We start from the raw sequence: 20394 nt of genomic DNA on the forward strand, positions 1-20394 counted from the left end.
CCGCTCACAGGTACAGCCCCGCGTCGGACCCCGCGTCCTGCGCCGGTACGGACGCGGGACCGCTGCCCCGCCGCAGGGCGTACAGCTCGGCGAGCGTGGCGCCCTCGCGGCCGAGTCCTTCCTCCGTACCCAGCCAGGAGACCGACTCCGCGCGGGTCAGCGAACCCACCTCGATACGGGCGAGGCAGCGGCCCGGCCGTACGACGGCGGGGTGCAGGCGCTCCAGGTCCTCATTGGTCGTCACCCCCACCAGCACGTTGCGGCCCTGCCCCAGCAGGCCGTCCGTGAGGTTCAGCAGCCGGGACAGCGCCTGACCCGCCGTGTGCTTCGCCTCGCCGCGGATCAGCTCGTCGCAGTCCTCCAGCAGCAGCAGCCGCCAACGGCCCTTCGCCGAACCGTCGTCCTCCCCGATGGCGATGTCCATCAGATAGCCGACGTCGTTGAACAGCCGCTCCGGATCCAGGACGCAGTCGACCTGGCACCAGTCGCGCCAGGACCGGGCGAGGGTGCGCAGCGCCGAGGTCTTGCCGGTGCCCGGAGGGCCGTGCAGCAGGAGCAGCCGGCCGGAGATGTCGTCCGGGGTGACCTTCATCAGCCGGTCCATCGCATCGGCCACCGGGGCCGTGTAGTTGGACCGGACCTCGTCCCACGTACCGGCGGCGATCTGCCGGGTGGTGCGGTGCGGGCCGCGGCGCGGGGACACGTACCAGAAGCCCATGGGCACGTTCTCGGGCTGCGGCTCCGGCTCGTCCTGGGCGCCCTCGGTCGCCTCGGACAGGACCTTCTGGGCCAGCTCGGCGGTGGTGGCGGTGACCGTGACGTCGGCGCCCCGGTTCCACCGTGAGATCAGCAGCGTCCATCCGTCGCCCTCGGCGAGCGTCGCGCTGCGGTCGTCGTCACGGGCCGACCTCAGCACCTCGGCGGCGGCGGGCAGCAGGGTCGCCCCCGGCCTGACGCGGTCGAGGGAGGAGCTGTGGGAGTACGGCTGCTCGCCCGTCGCGAAGCGGCCCAGGAACAGCGCGTCCACGACGTCGGACGGCGAGTCGCTGTCGTCGACGTTGAGCCGGATCGGCAGGGCGGACTCGGGGTTGGCAGACATGGCGCCCATGATCCGGTAAGGCGGGGCCCCGCGCACCCAGGTTTCAGGAGCTGCCCCGAGGTCTCCCGCCGGAACCGGACGGAAGACCCCGAGGGGAGCTCAGCCCGGAGCGCCGGCCGGCCCGGAGCCCCGGAACGCGCGGCCCGCCCGGCGCGTGCCGCGCACCACGGCGAACCCCTTGGTGAGCACCCGGTCCACGGCGAACGTCCGCGTGACGGCCCGGCCTTCGACCAGCCGGGCGAACTCGGCGGCGCCCGTGCCGCGGCGGACGGTCACCCGCTCCAGGGCGTACGGCCCCTGGCGGCGGCGGGCCAGGCCGTTGCCCACGGCGAGGGCCTGGGCGAAGCCCGCCGCCCGCACCGACCGCCGCACCCGGCGGGTGGAGTAGCCGTAGGGGTAGGCGAAGGAAGCCGGAGGAGCGCCGAGTTCGGCGGTGACGATCTCCCGGCACCGCACGGTCTCCTCCCGCAGCGCCGTCCCGCCGAGCTGGTCCAGCTGCGGATGGGTGTGGCTGTGGCCGCCGATCTCCACACCCGTCCCGGCGAGTTCGCGCACCTGGTCCCAGTCGAGCATGGTGTCCAGGGCGCCGCCCTCGTCGTACGCCCCGCGAAGCCAGCCGGTGGTGACGAAGACGGTGGCCGCGAAACCGTGCTCGGCGAGGACCGGCAGGGCGTGCCGGTGCACCCCTTCGTAACCGTCGTCGAACGTGATCAACACCGGTCTGGGCGGCAGGGGCCTCCCCGTGCGCCAGTGCTCGGCCAGCGCGGCTGTGGTGAGCGGGGAGACGTCGCGCCGGGCCAGGATCTCCATCTGCGTACGGAAGGCGCCGGGCGACACCGAGAGGCCGTACACGCCGTCGGCCGGGCGGTCACCGACGGCGTGGTACATCAGGATCGGCACGGCCCCGCCCCCGCCGGCCGCCCCGCTCACCGCACCTCCTCGACGGCTGCGTCCGCCCGTGCGATCGCCGGTACGTCGAAGGACGCGCCGTCGCGCCGGACACGCACGCTCCCCACCGCGTAGCCGGCCGCCGCCGTCAGCACCCCCGCGACGACCGCCCCGGCGCGGCCCGCTCCGCCGGGACGGCCGAGCAGGAAGTCCCGGGCGCCCCGCAGCACCCCGGCCGGGAGCACCCGGGTGGTGTAGCGGCGCTCGGACTCCAGCCCCTTGTCCGCACCGACGCTCCGGGCGACGAGCGCCTTGGAGAGCCCCTCGGCGTACGTACGCGTACGGAAGTAGCCGAAGCTCTCCCTCGCCCGGGGGACCTTGTGGCGGATCACGGCGCGGTCGTCGACGATCAGGACGGCGTGGGGGAGTGCGCGGGCCAGCCGGATGCACAGCTCGGTCTCCTCACCGCCCAGCGGCCGTTTGTCCCCGTCCCGGCCGATGCCGGTGGCGAAGCCGCCCGCCGCGTCGAAGGCCGTACGGCGGAACGACGCGTTGCCACCGAGGACGTTGCGGACCCGGACCCTGCCGGGCGGCAGACCCAGGTAGGTGCACCCGACGACCCAGTCGAACTCCTCGGGGAACCACAGCGGTCTGCGGCCCGAGGCCCACGACGGCAGGGTCCGGCCGCCGACGGCCATCACCCGCGGATCGTCGTAGCCCTTGTCTAAGTGGCGCAGCCAGTCCGGCCCGGCCACCGCGTCGTCGTCGAGGAAGGCGACGATCGCGCCACGGGCCGCGGCGATGCCGGTGTTCCGGCCCGCCGAGAGACCGCGGGGGCCCGCGTTCGCGAGCACCCGCACCTCGTGGCGATCCCCGTACTCACCGGTGAGGCGGCGCAGCAGCGCCGGGTTGTGGTCGACCACCAGGAGGATCTCCCGCGCCGGCAGGGACTGCGCGCGGACGGACGCGACGGCCTCGAGGATGTCCTCCCAACGTTCCTCGGTGTAGACGCAGACGACGACGGAGAAGTCGCGTGGGCTCACAGCGTCTGTCCCCGGCCGATCACGGCGGGGGCGGCCGCCGTCCGGCGCCCGCCGCGGCGGACGCCCTTCTCCCTGAGGATCACCCTGAGCACCCGGAGCCCGTCCCGTACGGCGCTGAGGTTGCTGACGCCGTGGATGCGGTTGTACTCGTGGCTGGGCACCTCCTGGACTCTGAGGCCGGCCTTGACCACCCGGATGTTCATCAGGGTCTCTATCTCGAAGCCGGTGCAGTCCAGGGTGATCCTGTCCAGGCAGTGCTTCCAGAAGGCGTTGTAGCCGTAGCAGAGGTCCGTGTAGCGGGCCCCGAACTTGCGGTTGACCACCGTGCACAGCGCCCGGTTGCCGAGCTTGCGCACGGGTGTCATGTCGTCCGTGCCGCCGCCGTTGGCGAAGCGGGAGCCCTTGGCGAAGTCGGCGCCGCCGACCAGGGCGGAGACGTAGCTGACGATCTCCTCACCGTCCGCCGAGCCGTCCGCGTCGACCATCACGATGATCTCGCCCGTGCAGGCGGCGAAGCCGCTGATCAGGGCGTCGCCCTTGCCCTTGCCGACCTGTTTGACGACCACGACGTCCGGCCGGAGTTCACGGGCGACCCGGACGGTGTCGTCGGTCGAATTCCCGTCCACGAGCACGACTTCATGAATCCAGTCGGGCAGCGTCTTGAACACATGGGGAAGATTCTCCGCCTCATTCATGGCGGGTATCACGACACTTACCGGCGGCGCTATCGCGAGGTGCGAAGAGATCGGACGGTATTCGCTCTCCATTCGAGCGGTCTCGGTCTCTTCGACGGCAGGTCTGATCGAGGAAGGCAGAACTGAACTCATGATTCTTTTCCCTCTCGTCCGGTGGACGGCCCGCCCCCGGGCAGTCCGGATAAGGTCCGGTTCGAAAGGGGGGTTCTCACCCCGGCCATGACGGTACGGCGCTCCGAGCTGGCGTGATGAGGTGGCACAACTGGCCGTGCGGCGACCGACTCGTCGAGTGCGGACGCCGGCACGGCACCCCCCTACCGTGCCCCGCTCCGGTATCCATCGCGGCTTCCTGAGCCCTCCCCTGGAGCCGCTTTGTGTGATGGGCCGTTACGGGTTGATCTACGACGGTATTAACGATTGGAACTGTATGGCAAGACACGCAAGGGCGTCTCGCACTTTTCAGACTTTGACAGAACTGTCACATATGGCCGTGGAATTGACGCTTCCCATTTCCCGGCGGCCGGGCGTGAAGTGCGCGGCCGGGGTGGCGAAGAGGTGAAAGGGCGCGCAAGGGGGCGCGGTGGTGAATTGCCGTCGGCGGGTGCCGACGGGGCGCCCGCCCCGCCCTCCGCACCCGCCCCGCCCGTCGGCACGGATGGACAGCTGCCCCGGCTGTCCCTGTCTCATCGCTGATGATCCGCATTGGCGACTTTGCCCCCCAGTGCGCCGGATGCCGGATTTCAATGTGACGTACCGCCAGGGGGGCGTCAAGAAGACGTTGTCGAAGCTTCTTGGCATGGACACTTCCGGAATTCGGGGCGGTGCTGCTACCACGGAGTAGGCAGAGATCCTGCCCAAGGAGGTTCCATGAAAATGTCCAGACTCGTGGCGTTCTCGTCCTCTCTCCTGCTCGGCACCGTTCTTGCTCTGACCGGTGCGAGCGTCGCCCAGGCCCAGGGATCCGCACAGTCCGTCGACTACGTGGCCCTGGGTGACTCGTACTCATCAGGTGTCGGAGCCGGTGCCTACGACAGCGCGAGCGGCGGCTGCAAGCGCAGCAGCCGCGCGTACCCCGTCCTCTGGGAGGCGGCCAACGACCCCGCCTCGTTCGCCTTCACCGCGTGCTCAGGGGCCAGGACGGGCGACGTGACAGCCGGTCAGCTCGGGCCCCTGACCTCCGCGACCGACCTCGTCTCGATCTCTGTCGGCGGCAACGACGCGGGCTTCGCCGACGTCATGACCACCTGTGTGCTGCAGTCCGAGGCCACCTGCCTGAGCAGGATCGCCACCGCCCGTGCCTACGTCGACTCGACCCTCCCCGGCAAACTGGACTCCGTGTACGCGGCGATCAGCGCCAAGGCGCCCGCGGCGCACGTGGTCGTCCTCGGCTACCCCCGCTTCTACAAGCTCGGCGGCAGTTGCGTCGCCGGCCTGAGCGAGAAGGAACGCTCCGCCATCAACGGCGCCGCAGACCACCTCAACGCCGCCACCGCGAAGCGGGCGGCGGACCACGGCTTCACCTTCGGCGACGTCACCTCGACCTTCACCGGGCACGAGATCTGCTCGGGCAGCGCCTGGCTGCACAGCGTGAACTGGCTCAACATCGGTGAGTCCTACCACCCCACAGCCGCCGGGCAGTCGGGCGGCTATCTGCCCGTCCTCAGCTCGAAGGCCTGACCGCACCACCGCGGCGCAGCGTGCCGGCTCAGCCGTCCGCCGAGGAGGGGACTCCGCCAAGCGGAGTCTCCTTCCCGCTCGTCACGGACAGCCCCACGGCCCGCAGTCTCCCAGGGCCTCCGCCGAAGCCGTCCGGGAAAGCGCCGCGGCCCTCCCACCACCCCTCTCGTCCGTGTCGTCGTCGCCCGCCAGCGCCCAGACGAGGCCCCCGGCGACGAGCAGCGCGACAACCGCCCCCACGGCCACCAGAACGCCCGTGCGCCTCGTCAGGCCCCCGGGCTCCGGTGTGCCCGTGGCGGCCCCCGGGTCTCCTGACGTCACGGCCGTTCCGCCCGCCGGCGGCGTAAGCGGCGGCCCGGCCGCCCCGCCGCCGGGAGTTCCGGTCCCGCCCGCGGCCAGGATCCGCAGCCGGTGCTCCGCTTCCCCGGCCGTGAGCCGCTCGGCCGGATCCTTGCGCAGCAGCCCCTCGATGACAGGGGCGAGCGCGCCCGCCCGCCGCAGCGGAGGCGGCTCCTCCTCGCCGACCGCGCGCAGGGTGTCCGGCGGGGCGTCCCGGCCGAACGGCGACCGCCCCTCGGTGGCGGTGTACAGAAGCACTCCGAGCGACCAGAGGTCGGATTCGGGCCCCGGCGTGCGCCCCTGCGCGCGCTCGGGCGCGAGGTATTCCGGTGAGCCGATGGGCTCACCCGTGAGGCCGGACGAGCCGTCCGCCGGGGTGATGCCGAAGTCCTTCACCATCACCCGCCCGTCGTTGGCCAGCAGCACGTTGCCGGGCTTCACGTCGCGGTGCAGCACGCCGGCCTCATGGGCACCGCGCAGGGCCGCGAGCACCTCCGCGCCGACCCGGGCCGCCCGCCGGGGGGACAGCGGGCCGTCGGCGTCCAGCACGTCGGAGAGCGCGAGCCCCCGGACCAGCTCCATCACGATCCAGGGCCGGGAGTCCTGCCTCACGACGTCGTGCACGGCGACCGCGTTGCGGTGCGTGACCCGCGCCGCCTCCCTGGCCTCCCGCTCCAGACGGTCGTGCAGCAGCTCGGCGCCCCCGGCCGACAGGGCCGCCGGGGCCCGTACCTCCTTCACGGCCACCTCGCGCCCCAGCACCTCGTCACGGGCGCGCCACACGACGCCCGCTCCGCCCTCGCCCAGCGGGTCCAGAAGACGGTATCGATCCGCGATCACGCGTCCGGTGCCCGGGACTTCGCTCATCGGTGACCCTCCATCAGCAGCTGTGTGCGGTACGGACGAATCCCCTCCAAGCTAACGCAACCCGTCCCGGAACCGACAGGATCCGGTAACGGCCCGTCAACCCCCGTGTACGGGTGTGCAATCCTGCGGCCGGGATACACGAGTGTCACCGCGGGACGATAGGGTTAACCTGCCCGGGCCGGGTGCCCTCGTACGGGTGGGGAGTGACATGGAACAGATAACGGTGCGCAGCAGGCCGCGTGTGCCTGCCATCACATGTGGGAGCGGTGCGACCAGTTCGCGCCTCGACCGCCATCTCGCAGTGCTGGGCGGCCCCGTCGTCCCGCAGCGGGAATCGGCGGAGGCGACGCTGCTGATGCTCGAACTCACCTCGCGCGACGCCGCGCACAGCCGCAGGAGCAGGAGCGCGCGTGTCTCGCTCTTCGCCCCGCTGCGGCGACTGCGGCGCTCGCTCTTCGGCAGCCGCCGCTGACCGACGGCTTCGCGACCGGTGCGGCCCTCCGCTCAGGGCCGCGTCAACGATCACTCCGTCCCGGCGCAGTGCTGCTCCGCCCGCCCGTCATCCCCAGGGCCGGCAGCGTTGCGTCGGTGTGTTCCACCCGCGCCGGTACGGCACCCCGCCGGCGCCCCCGCAGCGTGGCGCGCCAAGCCGACAGCGTGCCCGAGGCGGGCCGAGAGCGGTGACCGCTCCCGCTCTCTCACAACAGTGCGAACTGCCCCTCGGGGCCCTCCTCCTGGTGGTCCAGCACGGACGCGGGAAGCCGGGCCGACGCCGGGACGGGGAGCACCCCGGCCGTGCGCAGCCCGTCCCTGGTGAGGACCTCCGCCTCCTCCAGCCGCTCCCGCAGTGCCTGTTGCCGGGGCCGCAGCCCGGCGAGCAGCGCCAGGACGGTGATCAGCTCCAGCAGCTCCGAGGTCCGCTCCTGCGGCCAGCCGCTCGGCCCCACCGCCGCCAGGCCCTCACCCGCCGCCGTACGGCGCTCGAACCACAGCTCCAGCATCCGTACCCCGCTGACCCGGAACTCCCAGGCGCCGGCCGGAACGGGGGAGACGCGTCCCTCGCCGACGACGAGCGTCTCCTCCCCGGCGTCGTAGCGCAGCCCCTCGGGCCGGGGCGGGATCGCGGCCCGCACGTACGGGCGCCGGCCGCCGGGCAGCCGCGGACGTCCACCGCCGCGTGCCCCGCGCAGCTGGAGCCGCAGCAGCTCCTGGCCGAGCTCCACGCCCCGCTCCCACAGTGCGGCGTCCACGGGCAGCGGGACGAGCGGCCCGGCGGGGGAGGGGCGGGCGGCGGCGAGGGCCCAGGCGAGGAACGATCCGGCGGTGACCGGCACCCCGTGGCGTGCGGTCAGCTCGGCGGTCAGGCCGGGCGCGAGATTGGGCTCCAGGCCGCCCGGCCGCCGGTAGAGCGGCCGTATCCGGCCGGGCCTCCCCGCGGGGGAGTGCCCGTCGGGCAGGAGCGCGGTCGCGGAGAGGGCGGGGCCGCCGTCCTGGGGCACGTATCCGTGCTCGACGGCGAAGAGCTGGTGCGCGTCGGCTACCCGCCACAGCTCGGGGCGGGCCGCGTCGAGAAGCCGGTGGTCGGGGATCAGCCACTGTTCGTCGAAGGGCCCGTGCGCGATCCGTACGGGTTCGGGATACGGTCCCGGGTCCCGGGCGAACGCGCTCGTGCCGGTGGACCTGCCCGGCAGCGCCGCGGCCGGCGTCAGCGGCGTACGGGAGCGGCTGGGGCGGAACAGCCGTTCCTGCTCGGCGCCCTCCGCCCGCGCCAGCAGGTCCCAGCGGGCCCGGAGCGAGGAGGCGTCGGGGGCCGTCACCCAGGGGCGTCCCGGTCTCAGGGGGCGCACCGACCACGGCATGAGGTCGTCCAGCAGCGGGAGCGCCTCGCTCCCGCCGGCTCCGGCCGCCACCCGTGCTGCCACCGTGTCGTCCTCCCCCTCGCCACGTCCGCCGCCCCCGGCATCGTAACGGCCCGCCGCGTGACGACCGCCGGGCGCGGCCCGCCGTCAGTGGGCCTCGACGGTCACGGAGAAGGAGAAGCGGTCGCCCCGGTAGCGGATGCGAGCCACGTCCACCACCGTGCCGTCCTCGTCGTACGTCACGCCCGTGTAGTGCAGGATCGGGCTGAGCAGCGGGACCCCGAGCAGCTCGGCCGTGACGGGATCGGCGAGGCGCGCCTCTACGGTGTCCGTGATCCGCGCGATGCGTACGCCGAGGGAGTCGCGCAGCACCTTCGTCATCGGCCACCGCTCCAGATCGGCCACGTCGAGCCGGCCGGCGATCTCCGGGCGCACCGCGTTCTCCGCCCAGTTGGTGGGCTCACCCGTCGCGTCGTCGCAGCGGAGCCGCCGGTAGCTGACCACCTCGGAGCAGTCCGGGAAGAACTCGGCGAGATCGCCGGGGACGGGTGCCCGGCCGTGGCCGAGCACGGTCGTGCGCTCACCCGACTGCTGGGCCACGATCGCGTCGATCGAACCCATCAGCCGGACCGGCGACACCCGCCGGGCGCGCGGCTCGATGAACGTGCCGCGCCGCCGGTGCCTGCTGATCAGCCCCTCGGTCTCCAGCTCCTTGAGGGCCTGGCGCATGGTGAGGACGCTGACGCCGTAGTGCAGGGCGAGCTGCTCCTCGGTGGGCAGCCGCGTCGAGGCCTCCTGGGGGCGGCCGAGTATGGAGGCCCGCAGCGACTGCGAGACCTGGTACCAGAGGGGCAGCTTCCGGTTCAGCACCAGGGAGTCGGGCGCGAAGCCGGGCGGGCTCGCCTCGTTGACCTGGTCCATCTGGTTCACCCGAACTCTCTGCGGTGCGGTCTCACGGCCGGAAGTTGCGGCTCAGACCCTGCCACACGTCGTCGTACCCGCGCTGGAGACGGTCCGTCCCCGCGGCCTGCGCGGTCGCCGTGACCGGCCAGCGGGTCTCGAACATGAACGCCAGGCCGTCGTCGATCTTCTGCGGCTTCAGCTCGGCCGCGCTCGCCCGGTCGAAGGTCTCCCGGTCCGGGCCGTGCGCGGACATCATGTTGTGCAGCGAGCCACCGCCCGGGACGAAGCCGCCCGCCTTCGCGTCGTACGCTCCCTCGATCAGGCCCATGTACTCGCTCATCACGTTGCGGTGGAAGTACGGCGGACGGAAGGTGTCCTCACCGACCAGCCAGCGCGGGGCGAAGACCACGAAGTCGACGCCGGCCAGCCCCGGGGTGTCGGACGGCGAGGTCAGCACGGTGAAGATCGACGGATCCGGGTGGTCGTAGCTGATCGTGCCCATCACATTGAAGCGGCGCAGGTCGTAGACGTACGGAGTGTGGTTGCCGTGCCAGGCGACGACGTCGAGCGGCGAGTGGCCGTACGTCGCCGACCAGAGGTTCCCGCAGAACTTGTTGATCACCTCGACCGGGCCCTCGCGGTCCTCGAACGCGGCGACGGGCGCGAGGAAGTCCCGGGCGTTCGCCAGGCCGTTGGCACCGATGGGCCCCAGGTCGGGCAGGACGAAGGGCTGCCCGTAGTTCTCGCAGACGTAACCCCGGGCGGTCGTGTCCAGCAGCTCGACACGGAAGCGGACGCCACGCGGGATCAGCGCCACATGACCGGGCTCGGCCCGCAGCAGGCCCAGTTCGGTGCGGAGCAGCAGGCCGCCGCGCTCGGGGACGATCAGGAGCTCCCCGTCGGAGTCGCTGAACACCCGGTCCGTCATGGAGGAGTCCGCGCTGTAGAGGTGCACGGCCATGCCGGTGCGCTGCGTGGCGTCGCCGTTGCCGCCCAGCGTCCACAGACCGGTCAGGAAGTCCGTGCCCGGCGCGGGATCGGGGAGCGGGTCCCAGCGCAGCCGGTTCGGGTCGGGGACCGTCTCCGTGAAGGGGGCGGTGCGCAGGGTGCCGTTGTCGATGCGGACGAAGGCGGGGTGGGCGGCCGACGGGCGGATCCGGTAGAGCCAGGAACGGCGGTTACGTGCGCGGGGTTCGGTGAAGGCCGAGCCGCTCAGCTGTTCCGCGTACAGCCCGAGCGGAGCGCGCTGGGGCGAGTTGCGGCCGTGGGGCAGGGCGCCCGGGACGGACTCCGAACTGTGCTCGTTGCCGAAGCCCGACAGGTGGCCGAGATTCTCCGCCGCTTTCCTCGCCTGCTCGATGCCGCTCATCATGCGCTCCCGTTGGATGAGGAATCCCGTGGATCCCCTGACGAAGAATCCTATGGATCACCGTAGGAATCGAAACGTGGCCCGTCAACGGCATACAGGCATCATGGAGCCGTGTCCCACGCTCATACGAACCTCCGACGCGTCCCCGTGCAGCAGCGCAGCGCCGACCGCCTCGCCCGCATCCTCGACGCCGGCGCCGCGCTGCTCGACGAGACCGGCTACGAGCAGTTCTCCACCCGGGCGGTCGCCGACCGGGCCGGCGTGCCCATCGGCTCCGTCTACCGCTTCTTCCCCAACAAGAGGGCGCTGGTCGACGCCCTGGCCGAGCGGAACCTGGAGGTCTACGCCGGCCGGGTCGTGGCCAGGCTGGAGGCGATCCCGGAGCGGGAGTGGCGCGAGGCCATCGACGCCGTGCTCGACGAGTACCTGGCGATGAAGCGCTCCGTCGCCGGCTTCGCCCTCGTCGACTTCGGCCCTCCCGTGCCCGTCCCGGGACCGCTCGACGCGGAGGTGAACCAGCGCGTCGCGGGGCGGCTGACGGAGCTGCTCTCCGGGCACCTCGGCCGGGAGCGTGACGGGGCCGCCTCCGACACCCGCCTGCTCCGCACCGTCCTGGTCTGCGTGCAGGCCGCCGACGCGTTGCTCCAACTCGCCTTCCGCGCCGCCCCCGCGGGGGACCCGGACCTGATAGCGGAGACGCGTGCGCTGCTCCGGGCCTATCTCGCGGGCGTACTGGAATAGGGGAGGGGCGGCGGGACAGCCGACGGCTCCAACACCTCGCCAGCATCCGTACCGGTCGGTATGCTCGATGGGCCGGGAGCCCGCGCCCGCCGAGCGCGCCGCGGGATGCCGGATCACGCCCGCGCGCACCGCTGCCGCCGCCCCGGGGAGGGCCCATGTCCCACGAATCCCGTACCGCTCTGCGTGTCTGCCCGCTCTGCGAAGCGACCTGCGGACTCACCCTCACGATCGAGGGGACCGAGGTCACCGGTGCCCGTGGTGACCGTGAGGACGTGTTCAGCAAGGGGTTCATCTGCCCCAAGGGCGCCTCCTTCGGGGGGCTCGACGCCGACCCGGACCGGCTGCGCACCCCGCTCGTCCGCACGGACGGCGTCCTGCGCGAGGCGACCTGGGACGAGGCCTTCGACGCGATCGCCGCGAAGGTCCCGGCCCTGATCGGGGAGCACGGCGAGCAGGCCGTCGGAGTCTTCCTCGGGAACCCCAACGTGCACACGATGGCGGGCGGGCTCTACCCGCCGCTGCTGCTGTCCACGCTCGGCACCCGCAACGTCTTCACCGCCAGCACCCTGGACCAGATGCCCAAGCACGTCTCCAGCGGACTGCTCTTCGGTGACGCCAACGCCATTCCCGTACCGGACCTGGACCGCACCGCCCATCTGCTGCTGATCGGCGCCAACCCGCTGGAGTCCAACGGCAGTCTGTGCACGGCGCCCGACTTCCCGGGCAAGCTCAAGGCGCTCCGCAAGCGCGGCGGCACCCTCACCGTCATCGACCCGCGCCGCACCCGCACCGCGCGCCTCGCCGACCGGCACGCCGCGATCAGGCCCGGCACCGACGCCCTGCTGCTCGCCGCGCTCACCCAGGTCGTCGTCGAGGAGAAGCTCGCCGACCCCGGAGCGCTCGCCGAGCACCTCGACGGTTACGACGAACTGACCGAAGCCGTCGCGGACTTCACCCCCGAAGCGGTGGCCGGGGCCTGCGGCCTGGACGCGGACACCATCCGGGAGATCGCCCGCGAGCTGGCCGCCGCACCCTCCGCGGCCGTCTACGGGCGCATCGGCAGCTGCACAGTCGAGCACGGCACCCTGGCCAGCTGGCTCGTCGACGTGCTCAACATCCTCACCGGCAACCTCGACCGCCCCGGCGGCGCCCTCTTCCCGCTCTCCGCCACCGGCCGCGCCCCGCGCGCCGCCGGGCCGGGGAAGGGCTTCGCCCTCGGCCGCTGGAGCAGCCGCGTCTCCGGGCACCCCGAGGCCAAGGGCGAACTGCCCGTGGCCGCACTCGCCGAGGAGATCGAGACACCGGGAAAGGGCCGGATCCGGGCGCTGATCGTCATCGCGGGCAACCCGGTGCTCTCCGCGCCGGACGGTGACCGCCTGGACCGGGCGCTCGCCGACGGACTCGACTTCATGATCAGCGTCGATCCGTACCTCAACGAGACCGCGCGCCACGCGGATGTCGTGCTGCCCCCGCCGCCGCCCTCGCAGAGCGCCCACTTCGACTTCGCGTTCAACTCCCTGGCCGTCCGCAACCAGGTCCGCTACAGCGGCCCCGCCGTGCCCCTGGAGGAGGGGCGGATGGACGAGAGCGAGATCCTCGCGCGGCTCGTCCTCGCCGTCGGCGGCAACCACGGCGCGCCGCCCGAGACCGTCGACGACCTGGTCATCGCCACCACGATCGCCAAGGCGGGGCTCCCCGAGTCCCTCGCGGCCGACCTGACCGGCACCACCGGGGCCGAGCGGCGCCTCGACCTGATGCTGCGCCTCGGTCCGTACGGGCTCACGCTGGAGCAGCTCCTCGCGCGGCCCCACGGGATCGATCTGGGCCCGCTGGAGCCACGCGTGCCGCAGGTCCTCAGGACCCGCAGTGGCCGCATCGAGCTGTTCCCGGCGCCGATCGCCGCAGATCTGCCCCGGCTCCGCGCATCGCTCGGCGCGCGGCCCGCCGGTCTCGTCCTCGTCGGCCGCCGCCATTTGCGGTCCAACAACAGCTGGATGCACAACGTCGCCGCCCTGCGCGGCGGCTCCAACGTCTGCACCCTGCAGATCCACCCGGACGACGCGGCCCGGATCGGACTCGCGGACGGCGACACCGCCCGGATCACGGCGGCGGGCGGCGAGGTCGAGGCGCCCGCCGAGATCACCGACTCGGTGCGGGCCGGGGTCGTGAGCCTCCCGCACGGCTGGGGCCACGGCCGGCCGGGCACCCGCATGTCGGTCGCCGGGGCGGATCCGGGCGTCAATGTGAACCAGCTCCTGGACGGCACCCTCCTGGACCCGCTGTCCGGCACCGCGGTGCTCAACGCCGTCCCCGTCTCCGTAACACCAACTCGTTGACCTGGGGTTTTGCTCGTATTGCTCACACGTCAACATCTTGTTAACGCTGCTTAAGGGCCCCTAACGTCATCCGGACCGCCGGCACCGGTGAGAGTTCAAAGGTGAACGTTAGGTATCCCATATGTTGACAATCCTCGGCTTTGCCATGATCGCGACCTTCCTGGTCCTGATCATGATGAAGAAGATGTCGCCGATCGCGGCGCTGGTCCTGATCCCCGCCCTGTTCTGCGTGGCCGTCGGACAGGGCGCGAAGCTCGGTGACTACGTCATCGAAGGGGTCGGCACCCTCGCGCCGACCGCGGCGATGCTGATGTTCGCCATCGTCTACTTCGGCGTGATGATCGACGTCGGTCTCTTCGACCCGATCGTCCGGGGCATCCTGCGCTTCTGCAAGGCCGACCCGATGCGGATCGTCATCGGGACGGCCCTGCTCGCCGCGGTCGTCTCGCTGGACGGCGACGGCTCCACCACCTTCATGATCACGGTCTCGGCGATGTACCCGCTCTACAAGCGGCTGAAGATGAGCCTGGTCGTGATGACCGGCGTCGCCGCCACCGCGAACGGGGTCATGAACACCCTGCCCTGGGGCGGTCCCACCGCCCGCGCGGCCACCGCGCTCAAGGTGGACGCGGCCGACATCTTCGTCCCGATGATCCCGGCCCTCGCCGTCGGTCTCCTCGCCGTCATCCTCCTCGCCTGTGTCCTGGGCCGTCGCGAGCGCAAGCGGCTCGGCATGCTCACCCTCGACGAGGCGCTGGTGACCGAGCCCGAGACCGTCCTCGTCGGCGCGGGCGGTGGCGGGGACCGGCTCACGAAGGCCCCGACGGGCGGCGGCGGTGCGGGCACCGCGGGCGGCACCGAAGAAGCCGACGAGGACGAGGAGTTCAAGGGGCTCGACCCCGACAGGTCCACGCTGCGCCCCAAGCTCTACTGGTTCAACGCCGGCCTCACCGTCGCCCTGCTGGCCGCGATGATCCTGGAACTCATGCCGATCCCGGTGCTCTTCCTGCTCGGCGCGGCCCTCGCCCTCACCGTCAACTTCCCCCACATGCCCGACCAGCGGGCCAGGATCGCGGCCCACGCCGACAACGTGCTCAACGTCTCCGGCATGGTCTTCGCCGCCGCCGTCTTCACCGGCGTGCTGATCGGCACCGGTATGGTCGAACACATGGCGGACTGGCTCGTCGGGGCGATCCCCGACGGCATGGGCCCGCACATGGCCATCGTCACCGGTGCCCTGAGCCTCCCCCTCACCTACTTCATGTCCAACGACGGCTTCTACTTCGGAGTTCTTCCCGTGCTCGCCGAGGCCGGCGCCGCCCACGGCGTCTCCCCCCTGGAGGTCGCCCGCGCCTCCATCGTCGGACAGCCGCTGCACATGTCGTCCCCGCTCGTGCCCGCCGTCTACGTCCTGGTCGGCATGGCCAAGGTCGAGTTCGGCGACCACACCCGCTTCACCGTCAAGTGGGCCGTGCTCACCTCGCTGGTGGTCCTCGGCGCGGGAATCCTCTTCGGGATCATCTGATGCCTCCGGAACCACGGCCCGGCAGGGGCTGGCTGCTGCGCCTCGTCATCGCCTTCGCCTTCGCGCAGGGGGCGGTGTCGATGGCGCGGCCCGCCGTCTCCTACCGGGCCCTCTCGCTGGGTGCCGACGAGCGCGCGATCGGCGTGATCGCCGGTGTGTACGCGCTCCTGCCGCTCTTCGCCGCCGTACCGCTCGGCCGGCGGACCGACCACGGGCGCTGCGCCCCGCTGCTGCCCGTCGGGGTGCTCCTGATCGGCGGCGGCTGCGCCCTCAGCGGCACCGCGGGCTCCCTCCCGGCGCTCGCCGCCTGGAGCGGGGTCATGGGCCTCGGCCACCTCTGCTTCGTGATCGGCGCCCAGTCGCTCGTCGCCCGGCAGTCGGCGCCCGCCGACCAGGACCGGAATTTCGGCCACTTCACCATCGGCGCCTCGCTCGGCCAGCTCGTCGGACCGATCGCCGCGGGCTACCTCATCTCCGAGCGGGACGGCGCGATGGCCCGTACGAGCGCCCTCGCCCTGCTGGTCTCGGCGGCCGTCGCCGCCGTCTCCCTCACCTCGCTGTGGCGCATCGAGCACCGAAGGGCCGCCGGACCGTCCCGGAGATCGGCCGAGAAGGTGCCGGTGGGCAGCATCCTGCGTACCAGGGGCGTCCCGGCCGGCATCTTCATCAGCCTCGCCGTGCTCAGTGCCACCGACATCCTCACCGCCTATCTGCCGGTCGTCGGCGAACACCGTGGCATCGCGCCCGCCACCGTCGGCCTGCTGCTCAGCCTGCGGGCCGCCGCGACCATCGCCTGCCGGCTCGTCATGACACCCATGCTGCGCAGGGTCGGCAGGACCGCCCTGCTCTCCACGACCTGCCTGCTCGGCGGCCTCCTCTGTGCCGCCGTCGCCCTGCCCGTCCCGGTGTGGGGCCTCGCCGTGATGCTCGCCGTCCTGGGCTTCTGCCTGGGGGTCGGGCAGCCCCTCTCGATGACCACCGTCGTCCAGGCCGCCCCCGCGGCGGCCCGCTCCACCGCGCTCGCCCTCAGACTCACCGGCAACCGGCTCGGCCAGGTCGCGACCCCCGCCTCGGCCGGACTGATCGCCGGGGTCGCGGGCACCGCCGCGCCGTTCGTGATGCTGGGCGTCCTGCTCGTCGGGGCGGCGGGGCTCGGGCTGCGGGGCGGCGGGGCCCCGCCCTCCGGCCCGGAAGCGGCCACGGCTCCCCGTACCGGCCGCCCCCGCGCCGAGCGGGATCCGGCCTGACGGGCTGCCTCCTCCGGCCGGGGCACGCCGGCCCCGGGGCATCCCCGGGCCCGCCGTGCGAGTGTGGCCGTCGGCCGTGCGTGACCTGTGTCTCCAGCCGTTCCCTGGCGCCGAAAAACTAACAGCGCTAGTTTGGGGCCGGGACGGCATCCGTCCGTACGACGCACGGCTTCGGCGGCAGGCACAGCGAGCCCGGGAGGAACAGCCATGAAGGCGCATGACGGGATGTACATCGGCGGGGAGTGGCGGCCCGCCTCGGGCCAGGACACGATCGCGGTCGTGAACCCGGCGGACGAGCAGGTCATCGGACACGTCCCGGCGGGTACCGCCGAGGACGTCGACGCCGCGGTACGCGCCGCGCGCGCCGCGTTCCCCGGCTGGGCGGCCACCCCGCCCGCCGAGCGCGCCGCGAGGATCGGTGCCCTGCGCGACGTGCTCGCCGCCCGTAAGGACGAGATCGCCGAGACCGTCACCGCCGAGCTCGGCTCGCCGCTGCCGATGTCACAGACGGTGCACGCGGGCGTGCCGGTGCTGGTCGCCGGCTCGTACGCCGAACTCGCCGCCACGTACTCCTTCGAGGAGAAGCTCGGCAACTCCACCGTCCTGCTGGAGCCCGTCGGCGTCGTCGGCGCGATCACGCCCTGGAACTACCCGCTCCACCAGATCGTCGCCAAGGTCGCCCCGGCGCTCGCCGCGGGCTGCACCGTCGTCCTGAAGCCCGCCGAGGACACCCCGCTCACCGCGCAGCTCTTCGCCGAGGCCGTTCAGGAGGCGGGCCTGCCGGCCGGCGTCTTCAACCTGGTCACCGGCATCGGGGCGGTCGCCGGACAGGCGCTCGCCGAGCACGAGGACGTCGACCTGGTCTCGTTCACCGGGTCCACGGCCGTCGGCAAGCAGATCGGCGCCACCGCGGGCGCGGCCGTCAAGCGGGTCGCGCTGGAGCTCGGAGGCAAGTCCGCCAACGTGATCCTGCCCGGCGCCGACCTCGCGAAGGCCGTCAACGTCGGCGTGGCCAACGTGATGTCCAACTCCGGTCAGACGTGCAGCGCCTGGACCCGGATGCTCGTCGACTCCGAGCGGTACGAGGAGGCCGTGAGCCTCGCTGCCACGGCCGTCGCCAAATACGTACCCGGCGAGCGGGTCGGGCCCGTCGTCAACGCCAGGCAGCAGGCCCGGGTGCGGGGTTACATCGAGAAGGGCATCGAGGAGGGCGCCCGCCTCGTCGCGGGAGGCCCGGAGGCGCCGAAGGACCAGGGCTACTACGTCAGCCCCACGGTGTTCGCCGACGTCACGCCCGGGATGACCATCGCGCAGGAGGAGATCTTCGGCCCGGTCCTCTCGATCCTGCGGTACGAGGACGTGGACGACGCCCTGCGGATCGCCAACGACACCGTGTACGGGCTGGCCGGCGCCGTCTGGGGCGCGGACGACGACGAGGCCGTGGCCTTCGCCCGCCGCATGGACACCGGGCAGGTCGACATCAACGGCGGACGCTTCAACCCCCTCGCGCCCTTCGGGGGTTACAAGCAGTCGGGCGTCGGCCGCGAGCTCGGCCCGCACGGCCTCTCCGAGTACCTCCAGACCAAGTCCCTCCAGTTCTGAGCCTCTCCGACCCACCGAGGAGTCTGTTCGTGGTCCGCGCCGCTGTACTGCCCGCCGTCGGAGCTCCCCTGGAGATCACCGACATCGAACTCCCGGAGCCGGGCCCCGGCCAGGTGAGCATCTCGCTCGCCGCCGCCGGTGTCTGCCACTCCGACCTGTCCCTGTCCAACGGCACCATGCGACTGCCCGTCCCCGCCGTCCTCGGCCACGAGGGCGCCGGGACGGTGCTCTCCGTCGGCGAGGGCGTCACCCACGTCGCCGCGGGCGACCCGGTGGTCCTCAACTGGGCGCCGTCCTGCGGGGCGTGCTTCCACTGCGGGATCGGCGAGGTCTGGCTCTGCGCCGACGCACTCAAGGGCGCGGCCGATGTCCACGCCCGTACGGCCGACGGCACCGAGCTCCACCCCGGCCTGAACGTCGCGGCCTTCGCCCAGGAGACCGTCGTCGCCGGCAACTGCGTGCTGCCCGCCCCGGCCGGCATCCCGCTCACCGACGCCGCCCTGCTGGGCTGCGCGGTCCTGACCGGATACGGAGCGGTCCACCACTCGGCGCGGGTGCGCGAGGGCGAGAGCGTCGTCGTCCTCGGGATCGGCGGGGTCGGTCTCGCGGTCCTCCAGGCCGCCCGTATCGCCGGCGCGTCGAAGATCATCGCCGTGGACGTGTCACCGGAGAAGGAGGAACTCGCCCGCAGGGCCGGTGCCACCGACTACGTCGTCGCGTCCGACACCACGCCGCGCGCCGTCCGCAAGCTCACCGGCGGCCAGGGCGCGGACGTCGCCGTGGAGTGCGTGGGCCGGCCCGCCACGATCCGCGGAGCCTGGGAGTCGACCCGGCGCGGAGGCCGCACCACGGTCGTCGGCATCGGCGGCAAGGACCAGCAGGTGACCTTCAACGCCCTGGAGATCTTCCACTGGGGCCGCTCCCTCACCGGCTGCGTCTACGGCAACAGCGACCCGGCGCGCGACCTGCCGGTGCTCGCCGACCACATCCGCGCCGGACGGTTCGACCTCTCCATGCTGGTGACGGAGCGGATCTCGCTGGACGGCATCCCGGCGGCCTTCGACAACATGATCGCCGGCAAGGGCGGCCGCGCGCTGGTCGTCTTCTAGACGCCGGCCGCACGACTCCGCCCCCGGGCCCGCCGTCGGTGCCGGGTGTCAGCCCTCCGCGCGGCGGAGGGCCTCGGTCAGCGGCCTGCGGGGGGTGGGGGGCGGCTGCGTCCGGGGATAGCCGACGCGCAGCACCATCTGCGGGTGCCCGTAGTGCGCGGCACTCGCCGACACGTCGTCACGCAGGCCGGCGTCCTCCAGCGGCTGGTTGGCGAAGGAGGCGGCCACCGCGTGCTCCGCGGCTGTGAGCAGCAGCCTCTGCAGGGCCTGACCGGCCGCCACCCAGGAGGCGGGGTCGTCACCGGAGGTCTCCAGGACGGCCAGGTCCGGGTGCGGTTCGAAGTCCGCGTGCGAACGCCCGGGGAGGTCGGCTCCCTCGGCCATGTCCCGTACGGGCGGGTCGTCGTAGCCGCCGCGGTGCGGCACGGGCCCGAGACTGCCGACCGGAATGACGGAGGGGGCGCTGCCGGGTGAGAGGCGGGCGAGCCTGTCCTCCTGCACGGCTGCCTCCTCGTCGCACGTAGCCTGCCGGATCAGGGACAGCACGCGCTGGTACTCCGGCTCCCGGTCCAGCAGCCGCAGGCTCGCCCCCTCCTGGCCCGCCGCCTCGTGCAGGAGTGCCACCACTTCCGACGGAAGCGGCTCGGGGGCGAACGGGTACCGGTTGGTGCGGCGCAGGTGCACCCAGCCGCACAGCCGGCCCAGCACGTGGTCCGGCGCCTCGTCGGTCACCGAGATCCGCGCCACCAGGAGCGGGTCGCCGGCGTCGGGCAGCACCGACACCCGTGCTCCGTGACCCAGGCGGGCGAGTGCGGCCCGGGCGTTGAGGACCGCCGCCCCGCACGACAGATGGACATCGCGCTCCGCCGACGCCGTCGGCAGCGACGCCAGGCCCGGCTCCGCGTACACGTCGAGTCCCTCCGGACCCACGGCGAACGACCAGGGCTGGGTGTTGAACACGGAAGGGGCCGCTGCCGCGGCTGCCGCGACGGCGGCCTGCCCCGGTAGGTCGAGGGCGGAGCGGAGCAAGGACTGCATGAGGCACGCCTCCTGCGGTGGTGGCCGGTCAGTACGTGTCCTCCAGTGTCCGACGTC

General features: G+C 72.7%; 16 protein-coding genes and 1 pseudogene. 8 read left to right on the forward strand and 9 right to left on the reverse strand.

Going from position 1 to position 20394, the window contains the following annotated elements; all coding sequences use genetic code 11:
• Positions 1-4: 4 nt before the first annotated feature.
• The 4 genes from AB0P41_RS09990 to AB0P41_RS10005 all read right to left on the reverse strand — a co-directional run bounded on the left by AB0P41_RS09990 (position 5) and on the right by AB0P41_RS10005 (position 3797).
• Entirely contained in the window at positions 5-1099 is a 1095-nt protein-coding gene (locus AB0P41_RS09990) for a DUF5925 domain-containing protein (protein WP_365931224.1), read from the reverse strand.
• A gap of 99 nt (positions 1100-1198) precedes the next feature.
• Entirely contained in the window at positions 1199-1987 is a 789-nt protein-coding gene (locus AB0P41_RS09995) for a polysaccharide deacetylase family protein (RefSeq protein WP_365931571.1), read from the reverse strand.
• Between the two features lie 38 nt (positions 1988-2025).
• On the reverse strand, positions 2026-3030 hold the full coding sequence (locus AB0P41_RS10000) for a glycosyltransferase family 2 protein (RefSeq protein ID WP_365931226.1): 1005 nt from the start codon (positions 3028-3030) through the stop codon (positions 2026-2028).
• On the reverse strand, positions 3027-3797 hold the full coding sequence (locus tag AB0P41_RS10005) for a glycosyltransferase family 2 protein (protein ID WP_356714719.1): 771 nt from the start codon (positions 3795-3797) through the stop codon (positions 3027-3029). Before AB0P41_RS10005 ends, AB0P41_RS10000 begins: the two co-directional genes overlap by 4 nt.
• 795 nt (positions 3798-4592) lie before the next feature.
• Between AB0P41_RS10005 and AB0P41_RS10010 the strand changes: the two genes are divergently transcribed.
• The gene (locus tag AB0P41_RS10010) at positions 4593-5402 is read left to right on the forward strand and encodes an SGNH/GDSL hydrolase family protein (protein WP_365931228.1); all 810 of its coding nucleotides are present in this window, start codon (positions 4593-4595) and stop codon (positions 5400-5402) included.
• A 381-nt stretch (positions 5403-5783) separates the two neighbouring features.
• Here AB0P41_RS10010 and AB0P41_RS10015 read toward each other — a convergent pair.
• Positions 5784-6608: pseudogene (locus AB0P41_RS10015) on the reverse strand (serine/threonine-protein kinase); the annotation flags it as partial.
• A gap of 208 nt (positions 6609-6816) precedes the next feature.
• On the opposite strand from AB0P41_RS10015, the gene AB0P41_RS10020 reads away from it, so the two are divergent.
• Positions 6817-7080, forward strand: coding sequence for a hypothetical protein (locus tag AB0P41_RS10020; RefSeq protein ID WP_356714695.1), 264 nt, complete (start codon positions 6817-6819; stop codon positions 7078-7080).
• A gap of 226 nt (positions 7081-7306) precedes the next feature.
• Here AB0P41_RS10020 and AB0P41_RS10025 read toward each other — a convergent pair whose 3' ends face one another.
• From AB0P41_RS10025 to hmgA, 3 genes are all read right to left on the reverse strand, one after another.
• Entirely contained in the window at positions 7307-8530 is a 1224-nt protein-coding gene (locus AB0P41_RS10025; RefSeq protein WP_365931230.1) for a type ISP restriction/modification enzyme, read from the reverse strand.
• An 84-nt stretch (positions 8531-8614) separates the two neighbouring features.
• Positions 8615-9388 (reverse strand): GntR family transcriptional regulator, encoded by a 774-nt coding sequence (locus tag AB0P41_RS10030; protein ID WP_356714718.1) that lies wholly within the window; start codon positions 9386-9388, stop codon positions 8615-8617.
• Positions 9389-9419: 31 nt separating this feature from the next.
• Entirely contained in the window at positions 9420-10739 is a 1320-nt protein-coding gene (gene hmgA, locus AB0P41_RS10035) for a homogentisate 1,2-dioxygenase (protein WP_365931232.1), read from the reverse strand.
• A gap of 111 nt (positions 10740-10850) precedes the next feature.
• Here hmgA and AB0P41_RS10040 point away from each other — a divergent pair, with 111 nt between their 5' ends.
• The 6 genes from AB0P41_RS10040 (at position 10851) to AB0P41_RS10065 (ending at position 19299) form a co-directional block, all read left to right on the forward strand.
• Positions 10851-11480, forward strand: a complete 630-nt coding sequence (locus AB0P41_RS10040; RefSeq protein ID WP_365931234.1) for a TetR/AcrR family transcriptional regulator — start codon at positions 10851-10853, stop codon at positions 11478-11480.
• Between the two features lie 155 nt (positions 11481-11635).
• Positions 11636-13816 carry a molybdopterin oxidoreductase family protein gene (locus tag AB0P41_RS10045; protein WP_365931235.1) on the forward strand — a complete coding sequence of 727 codons (2181 nt, stop codon included), beginning with the start codon at positions 11636-11638 and terminating at the stop codon, positions 13814-13816.
• Positions 13817-13937: 121 nt separating this feature from the next.
• The gene (locus AB0P41_RS10050; RefSeq protein WP_365931238.1) at positions 13938-15341 is read left to right on the forward strand and encodes a citrate:proton symporter; all 1404 of its coding nucleotides are present in this window, start codon (positions 13938-13940) and stop codon (positions 15339-15341) included.
• Positions 15341-16588 carry an MFS transporter gene (locus AB0P41_RS10055; RefSeq protein WP_365931241.1) on the forward strand — a complete coding sequence of 416 codons (1248 nt, stop codon included), beginning with the start codon at positions 15341-15343 and terminating at the stop codon, positions 16586-16588. The genes AB0P41_RS10050 and AB0P41_RS10055 overlap by 1 nt, the downstream gene beginning before the upstream one ends.
• A gap of 207 nt (positions 16589-16795) precedes the next feature.
• Entirely contained in the window at positions 16796-18190 is a 1395-nt protein-coding gene (locus AB0P41_RS10060; protein WP_365931243.1) for an aldehyde dehydrogenase family protein, read from the forward strand.
• 29 nt (positions 18191-18219) lie between these two features.
• Positions 18220-19299 carry a Zn-dependent alcohol dehydrogenase gene (locus AB0P41_RS10065; protein WP_365931245.1) on the forward strand — a complete coding sequence of 360 codons (1080 nt, stop codon included), beginning with the start codon at positions 18220-18222 and terminating at the stop codon, positions 19297-19299.
• A gap of 48 nt (positions 19300-19347) precedes the next feature.
• On the opposite strand, the gene AB0P41_RS10070 is transcribed toward AB0P41_RS10065, so the two are convergent.
• Positions 19348-20337, reverse strand: coding sequence for a hypothetical protein (locus AB0P41_RS10070; protein ID WP_356714685.1), 990 nt, complete (start codon positions 20335-20337; stop codon positions 19348-19350).
• Between the last annotated feature and the right edge of the window lie 57 nt (positions 20338-20394).

Origin of the sequence: Streptomyces sp. NPDC079167 (genome assembly GCF_040686735.1) — a bacterium.
Taxonomy (GTDB): Bacteria; Actinomycetota; Actinomycetes; order Streptomycetales; family Streptomycetaceae; genus Streptomyces.

Bases quoted from the DNA above. Each gene is read 5' to 3' on its own strand.
- AB0P41_RS09990 (WP_365931224.1), bottom strand. From the start codon at position 1,099: ATGTCTGCCAACCCCGAGTCCGCCCTGCCGATCCGGCTCAACGTCGAC.
- AB0P41_RS09995 (WP_365931571.1), bottom strand. From the start codon at position 1,987: ATGTACCACGCCGTCGGTGACCGCCCGGCCGACGGCGTGTACGGCCTC.
- AB0P41_RS10005 (WP_356714719.1), bottom strand. From the start codon at position 3,797: ATGGAGAGCGAATACCGTCCGATCTCTTCGCACCTCGCGATAGCGCCG.
- AB0P41_RS10010 (WP_365931228.1), top strand. From the start codon at position 4,593: ATGAAAATGTCCAGACTCGTGGCGTTCTCGTCCTCTCTCCTGCTCGGC.
- AB0P41_RS10020 (WP_356714695.1), top strand. From the start codon at position 6,817: ATGGAACAGATAACGGTGCGCAGCAGGCCGCGTGTGCCTGCCATCACA.
- AB0P41_RS10030 (WP_356714718.1), bottom strand. From the start codon at position 9,388: ATGGACCAGGTCAACGAGGCGAGCCCGCCCGGCTTCGCGCCCGACTCC.
- hmgA (WP_365931232.1), bottom strand. From the start codon at position 10,739: ATGAGCGGCATCGAGCAGGCGAGGAAAGCGGCGGAGAATCTCGGCCAC.
- AB0P41_RS10045 (WP_365931235.1), top strand. From the start codon at position 11,636: ATGTCCCACGAATCCCGTACCGCTCTGCGTGTCTGCCCGCTCTGCGAA.
- AB0P41_RS10050 (WP_365931238.1), top strand. From the start codon at position 13,938: ATGTTGACAATCCTCGGCTTTGCCATGATCGCGACCTTCCTGGTCCTG.
- AB0P41_RS10055 (WP_365931241.1), top strand. From the start codon at position 15,341: ATGCCTCCGGAACCACGGCCCGGCAGGGGCTGGCTGCTGCGCCTCGTC.
- AB0P41_RS10060 (WP_365931243.1), top strand. From the start codon at position 16,796: ATGAAGGCGCATGACGGGATGTACATCGGCGGGGAGTGGCGGCCCGCC.
- AB0P41_RS10070 (WP_356714685.1), bottom strand. From the start codon at position 20,337: ATGCAGTCCTTGCTCCGCTCCGCCCTCGACCTACCGGGGCAGGCCGCC.